This is a genomic window from Deltaproteobacteria bacterium (genome assembly GCA_020848745.1).
Classification (GTDB): domain Bacteria; phylum Desulfobacterota; class Binatia; order UTPRO1; family UTPRO1; genus UTPRO1.
In genome coordinates this window covers 1-6,543 of sequence record JADLHM010000029.1, presented here as the reverse complement: position 1 = coordinate 6,543, position 6,543 = coordinate 1, and the positions used below count along the sequence as shown (strand labels likewise).

5 protein-coding genes are annotated in these 6,543 nt (G+C 67.5%); 1 reads left to right on the top strand and 4 read right to left on the bottom strand.

All coding sequences use genetic code 11. From position 1 onward, the window contains the following. Window positions 1-270 precede the first annotated feature (270 nt). Together IT293_04330 and IT293_04325 are read right to left on the bottom strand one after the other, a co-directional pair. Complete coding sequence (locus IT293_04330) at window positions 271-558, bottom strand: type II toxin-antitoxin system RelE/ParE family toxin (protein MCC6763871.1); 288 nt, start codon at window positions 556-558, stop codon at window positions 271-273. Further along, the gene (locus IT293_04325; protein MCC6763870.1) at window positions 555-815 is read right to left on the bottom strand and encodes a type II toxin-antitoxin system ParD family antitoxin; all 261 of its coding nucleotides are present in this window, start codon (window positions 813-815) and stop codon (window positions 555-557) included. The genes IT293_04330 and IT293_04325 overlap by 4 nt, the downstream gene beginning before the upstream one ends. A gap of 138 nt (window positions 816-953) precedes the next feature. Between IT293_04325 and IT293_04320 the strand changes: the two genes are divergently transcribed. Continuing rightward, the gene (locus IT293_04320) at window positions 954-1,349 is read left to right on the top strand and encodes a transposase (GenBank protein ID MCC6763869.1); all 396 of its coding nucleotides are present in this window, start codon (window positions 954-956) and stop codon (window positions 1,347-1,349) included. Here IT293_04320 and IT293_04315 read toward each other — a convergent pair. Both IT293_04315 and IT293_04310 read right to left on the bottom strand, forming a co-directional pair. Further along, window positions 1,304-3,109 (bottom strand): HNH endonuclease, encoded by a 1,806-nt coding sequence (locus IT293_04315; protein MCC6763868.1) that lies wholly within the window; start codon window positions 3,107-3,109, stop codon window positions 1,304-1,306. The two genes, IT293_04320 and IT293_04315, sit on opposite strands and share 46 nt — an antisense overlap. A gap of 615 nt (window positions 3,110-3,724) precedes the next feature. Continuing rightward, complete coding sequence (locus IT293_04310; protein MCC6763867.1) at window positions 3,725-6,394, bottom strand: hypothetical protein; 2,670 nt, start codon at window positions 6,392-6,394, stop codon at window positions 3,725-3,727. Window positions 6,395-6,543: the final 149 nt, after the last annotated feature.

The following is a 6,543-nucleotide window of genomic DNA, read 5'->3' as shown; positions in this document are numbered from 1 at the left end:
TCGCATTGGGAATGGCCTTTCGTTGTGGTGGATGTTGGATGCTCGCAACACCCGCTCTACCACAATGAAGGGCCTTCTCAGTGCCCCGCACCGCTCGGACTCGTCAGATTTTCTGTCACATCAGGGTTAGCTGCCTACTCGACATCGACGGACGATGACCTCGTCGATGACGCTGCTCAAGATCGTTCGAAAAAACGCGAAACCGATCCTGAAAGCGGGAACGGTTCCCGGTCGGGTGAGGGCGGGGGAGGGCGCGTCGTGAGGCGCTCTCTAGAAGAGTGCGGGAATGTCGCGGGCGCCGCTCAGAACGCGGACGACGTCAATGCCGTTTCGGGTCGGTCGATAGAAGATCACGTACTGCCCGATGGGAAAGCTGCGGAGATTCGGAGCGAGCTCAGGGCGCAAACGACCCATCGTCGGGTGGCGAGCGAGGAAATCGAGCTTCTCCGCGACGGCGTCGATGAAGCGATCGCTCGCTGCCAGGTCGTCCTGGGCGATGTAGACGGCGATCTCGAGGAGGTCGGCTTCGGCCTCAGGTCGCTTGGTGACGCGGCTCATCCCGCCGTGCGTCGGCGGGTGAGGGTGCTACGCACCTTCTTCTTCAGCGCCTCGGGTTTGAAGGCGGTGGCGCGCCCGCTGGCGAAACCCTTTCGGATCTCCTTCTGGAGATCCCCGAGCCGAGCCTCGTACAGGCGGTCGCGCTCGTCCAGCAGCCGAAGACCTTCGCGGATGACCTCACGGGCTGTTGGGTACAGGCCACTCTTGATCTTCTTCTCCACGAGTAGCTCGAGCTCGCGGGTCAGGGAGATGGTCATGGCCGGCATGATGGAGCCTGCGGGCGAATGTTGTCAACGCGGGGTGATAGATGGGATGAAGCGGCTGGCCACCACCACGTGGTGGCATAGTGCCCCACAACCAATAGACGCGGTCATTGCCGCAAGTGGAGGCCAGCCATGGAGAAGATTGGCATCGATGTGCACAAGGTCGCAAGTCAGGTCTGCATCCGGACGGAGGACGGCGCGTGTGGCGAGCGGCGGATCCCGACGACGCGCGAGGCGTTCGCGAAGCATCTGGGTGGATGCGCCCGGGCCCGCATCCTCCTCGAGGCGTCGACCGAGAGTGAGTGGGTCGCGCGGTGTCTCGAGGCGCTCGGGCACGAGGTGATCGTGGCCGATCCGAACTTCGCGCCGATGTACGCGACGCGCAGTCGCAAGATCAAAACCGATCGGCGCGATGCGCGGTGGGTCGAGATCGACGGCGAGATGGCGGACCCGATCAGGGCTGCTCGGATGACCCCGGGCGCTCACGGCAGCGCCGCTGCCGCGTCACGTGGCGCGGGCAAACGGTAGCGGTCGCCCACGAAGGTGAGAAACGGTGGCGCCCCCGGGCGCACGCCGAGCTGCCATTCGATCGCGTGCGGAGCCGGCCCGGACGCCTGGATCGAGCCGTCGTGTAGGCCGTGCAGATGATGGGCCGCGCAGACGGTGGTGCGATTGGAGCGCAGATTGTCGCCGCCGCGGGAGCGGAAGCGGATGTGATGGTCGTGCAGATGCCGCCGCGAGCTGCACGCCGGCACCGTGCAGCGCCAGCCGTCACGATCGAAGACCGGATCGTGATGGCGCGGCGTGCTCTCCCAATGCGTGATGACGTGACGCAACGAGCGTTCGAGCGCCGTCCAGCGCGGCTCCGCGGGGTCAGCGAACGCATCGAGGACGTCGCGAAGCAACGCTACGACGGTTATCGGACCCGTGAACCGGATCTCGGCGTCGCAGACTTCCAACGCCGGCTGCTGCGTGGACACGGATTGGCACTCGGCGACAGCTGCGGTCGGCTGCACGCCGGGCGCACGGATTTGCACTCGCGCCGCCGGTGACAAATCGCGGCACTGCTCCGGCGACGTGGCGCGAAACGGCGATGGCAATGGCCTGTCGATTGGAGGGGGTGCGAGTGAAAAGCTCGGGCCGAACACGTCACGCGAGGCGAGCACCCACTCGACCTCGTCGGTCAGGCGACGGACGGTGACGGTCTCGGCGCGCACGATCCACGCCGCCGCGTTCTGCCGATCGAGCACCGGCAGCAGGGACACCGCGCGTACCCACGAGAGGCGACCGTCGCGGTAAGCACGATCGAGCTCGGCGCTCCGGAGGGTCGCCTTCTCGATCGAGAGGAGGGCCCACGCTTTGCGGGCCGAGATGCCGAGCCGCTCGCGTACGTAGTCGGCGAACGTCGGGTGACCGAACGACCTATAGATGCGCTGATCGACGACGACGCGCAGCAAGCGCCCGATCCGCGGCTCGATCGTGCGGAGGACGCGCATCGCTTCGACGAGGCGCGCGTCGAGCGCGAACGGGTCGGAGGGTGCTGGCGGGTCCGCCGGGGCCGTCGGGTCCGCGGGCATCGGTTGGTCTGCGGGAACAACTGGATCGGCGGGTATCGCCTGGTCGGATGCCAGCAGCTTCGGGAACGACGTTCGAGTCGAGGGCGTGTCGACGACGGAGTCCTTTGCGAACGGCCCCGTCACGGTATCGACGGCGGAACGGCCGGTGTCGGCGCGAGCCGATGTCGAATCGCCCGCGTGGCGCGCGTCACGCCGAGCGCGCCGCGCCAGGCGGACGGCTTCGATCAATACCCGATCGCCGACCGACGTGCCGGGCGGCCGACCGGACCAGCCCTCGGCCGCGACGATCTCGGCGGCGCGCCACTCCGCCAATGGCTCGCCCGCGACGCGCGAGGCGAGCTCGAGAGCGCGACGCCAGAGCGCGCGGACGCGAGCCGGGCACGCGAAACGCCAGCGGACCGCCGGCTCGCCGTCGACGTCGTTCGGGTCGCCCTCGGGATCCGGCGGCACCTCGTCTGGCTGGCGAGCGCGCGCGACGAGTCGTTCCAGCGTCTCGACGGTCGAGCGGCGCGCAAGCGCCAACCATTCGTGCTCGTCCGCGGAGACGGCGACCTTGCAGATCGCGCGCGCCTGCGTCCACGAGAGCTCCGATCGATCGTAGGCGCGCGCGACGGCGGGGAGCGCGTCGAGGCGCGTCGCGAGCCAGGCCGCGCTTTGCAGCGTCCGCGCCGACACGCCGAGGCGCTCGCGCGCGTAGTCGCTGAGCCGCACGAAACCGATCCGACGGTACGCCCGGCGATGCGCGAACGCCCGGGCGGCCTCCCCGAGCTCGCGCCGCAGCGTCGCTTCGCTCCGGCATGCGAGCCGGAGCTCCCCGTCGAGGCGCGCCGCGAAACGCGCGCGCTCCGATTGCAGCGCACGGTCGGCGTCGGTCGACGGTTGCCGGCCCGGTCCAGCCGGCCGCGCCCGCCGGGCAGCATCGGCGTCAGGGGTGCCAGGAGTGCGCCGCAGCGAACGCACCACCCCGCGGAGGCCGAAGAATCGTCGCGGTCGGTGTCGGTCGGTCGAGCCGATCATCGCAGTTGGGTTCGGTTAACCTGATACGAAAACGTTAGCGCCAACGTCTCACTACGAGTGAGGCGAAGAATAGGCGAAGCGTCCGGATCTGTCAAGTCAGATTGCAGAGAAGGGGTGATTCGAGCCTGGCGCCGCTCGCGACGCCGGAAGAAGGGCAGCCGAGCGATCGACGATGAGCGATGCTTTTCGTCAGGCGGCGGATCGCCGCCGTAGGGTGCCCGCGACCGCGCGTTTGGCGGCGCTCATGAGCTCGACGGCAACGAAGAGTCTGGCAGGGTAGAGGTAGTCTTCGCCCGACTCGTCGATGCGTCAGGGGATCGGACACGACAGCGGTCGGGGAGCGTTTTTGGCCTTGAATTGCCCCGCCTTCCCAGCGGCGGCTGGCGTGTCCCGGGTGACAGTGCCGCCGAACGCCATGCATTGCGGGAGGCCGCCTACGCCGGTACGGAAGCGCAGCAGCAGGCTACCCTGCGCCGACTCATCGAGCGAAAAGCTGATTTGCGCACCCTGGCAGATCGCCTTGAGCAGCCTCCCGGCCTCGAGCGTAACCGTCTTGCACGGCCCGGCAGCAAGGGCGGCATCCTTATATTTGTAACCTCCGGCCCCGGCGGGGTGACCGAGTGCCCGCCATCCGTTGGCCGGTAGGGAAAACGAGACGCTTTCCGTCGTGACAGGATTGCTGAGTACCAGCGTCGCACCGCCAAGCGTCGGATCGGCGCTACTTCCGAAGACGGCGCCCAAGACAGCGGGATCCTTTGAGACGACGACCAGCTTTCGTTTTCCAGAAATGCCGGCGCTGTCCTGGACGACGAGCGTGTTGCCCCCGAGGAGCACCGCCGTCTGCAGCAGGTCACAGGCGTCGCCAACGTCATCGCCATCGGTATCCGCCTGCCCAGTGTTCGACACCGTGGGGCAGTTGTCTTGCGCGTCCGGAACGCCGTCGTCGTCGGAGTCGGCGGCACTGGTGGTGACTACAATCAGTTGGGCCTTACAGGTCGAGTCCACCGGACAGTCGGCGTCAGTGAGGCAACTCGCCGGCTGGCGAAGGGTACAGCGCCGGCAGTCGGTATCGCTCTCACAGGGGAGGCTGATGTGCTTCGCACACCTCTCGGTCTCCAGAACACAGGTGTCGTCCTCGCACACCGCGCCGGCCTCGCACAGGTCGTTGCTCGGGTCGCACGTGAGGCCGAGATCGCACCGTCCGGCGGGGCTGAAGAACGCGTGGCTATCGTCGGACACGTCGAGCGGATTCTGCGCACCCTGCGCTGCCACGGCGCCGAGCACCGTCACCCGGCCGGTGCAGAAGTCGAAGCTCTGCAGGATCAACTCGGTGTTGTTGCCGTCGTGGTTCAAATCCAAGCCTCCCCGGAGCGTGTCGCCCTGATTGGGCTCGAAGGTGAGGAACTTTACTGTGCTGCCGCTCACCTGGTACGGCTGCCGTGGATCACACGCCGCGAGTGCGCATGGTGTGACCGCTTGGCCGGTGTTCACCAGCGTGCCGGACACGGCGTCGTAGACTTGCAGGACGTCGTCGGCGGTATCGGTGTCGCCGGTCGAGACGCCGTTGCTGATCGCGTTCAAGCTGGTATCGCCCTGCGACGCTTCACGCGTGCGGAACGCAACCAAGTGCACGGTGCCGCAGGTGCTCGGGGCCTGCTCGCCGACGACGAAGTCTTCGGCGGCTTGGCGCACGCCCGGCGTGCACGACGTGGTAGGTCCGGCCGCACAGGACGACGGAGTGGCCGTGTTGGCGCCGGCGTCGAGCGCGTAAACCTGCAGCACGCGGTCGAGCGTGTCGCGGTCGCTGTTCAACCGGCTTGTGCTTTGAGCGGCTTCGGGGGTGAGGAAGACGGCGGTCGAGCCCGACACAGTCAGCGTGTCCGCCGCCTGATAAGTGTGCACCCACGAGCTGCCGCCCCCCGTGCATGTGGAGCCGTAGGGTCCTGCCACCCGCTGGACTGCGACGACCGTATCGCTCTGGTCGAGATCACCGTTCAGGTCGGTTTGCTCGCCGGCTTCGGAAACCAGCGTGCCGACCCAGATCGACGACATCGTGACGGCCGTCGCGGCGCAATGCAGGTTCTGCACGCTGCCGCTCCCCGGCCAGAGCTGCACGATGTTGTCGCTGGTATCGACATCGGCGTTCAACGAGCCCTTCGGGCAGGCGGGCGTCGTCGGCAAGCCGGCCGGCGTCTCTGGGCGGAGGAACGCGGCGCTGCCGGCAGCGACCGTCACCGCATCGGCCGGGCAGAGCGTTGCCACTGTCCCTAGGGTGGCATCCACTGCTTCCAGCACGGTGTCGCTGAGCACGCCATTGGTGAACAAGAGCGAATCGATACCCAGCGGGTCGGCGGGGTCGGGGCCGCGGACAAAGACGTCCTGCACCCCGTTCGTGTCGCCACCGGGCCCGAGGAGATTCGTGGCATTGCTGTCGAGCGCTACGAACCGCCCATCCGCCGAGATCCCGGGGGGTCCCGAAGAGCTGTCAGCTTGTAGACCGCCCGGCCCAACGCTCACCCGCTCCGTCACCCCCGTTTGCCGCTCGTAGACGAATACGTCGGACCTAGTGTTCGTGTCGCCGCCCGGCCCGAGGAGATTTCCGGCTTCGCTGACGAACGCCACGAACCGCCCATCCGCCGAGATCGGAGGGGTGTTTATCCAACTGTCGCCATCGGGCTGCAGCCCGCCTGGTCCGGCGCTCACCCGCCCCGTTTCCCCCGTCTGTCGGTCATGGACGAAGATGTTGATCAGACCGAAAAAGCCACCGGGCAAATTCCCGGCGTCGCTAACGAACGCCACGAACCGCCCATCCGCCGAGATACTAGGGTCCCACGACTGGAAGTCAGCCTGCAGCGCGCCCGGCCCGACGCTCACCCGCGCAGTCCCTTCCGTCTGCCGGTCGTGGACGAAGATGTCCGTCGTAGCGTTCGTGTCGCCGCCGGGCCCGAGGAGATTCGTGGCACCGCTTTCGAACGCCACGAACCGCCCGTCCGCCGAGAGCTGTTGGCGGACCTGACGAAGCGCGGAAAAATGGACCGCACGTCGATCACGCTTTTGGCGGCCGAGCTTTGGGCACCGGCTTCTTCTTGAGCGCCTGTTCCGCTTCCCGCAGGCGGTAGCTGTCACCT

Bases quoted from the DNA above. Each gene is read 5' to 3' on its own strand.
- IT293_04330 (MCC6763871.1), bottom strand. From the start codon at position 558: ATGAGCCGCGTCACCAAGCGACCTGAGGCCGAAGCCGACCTCCTCGAG.
- IT293_04325 (MCC6763870.1), bottom strand. From the start codon at position 815: ATGACCATCTCCCTGACCCGCGAGCTCGAGCTACTCGTGGAGAAGAAG.
- IT293_04320 (MCC6763869.1), top strand. From the start codon at position 954: ATGGAGAAGATTGGCATCGATGTGCACAAGGTCGCAAGTCAGGTCTGC.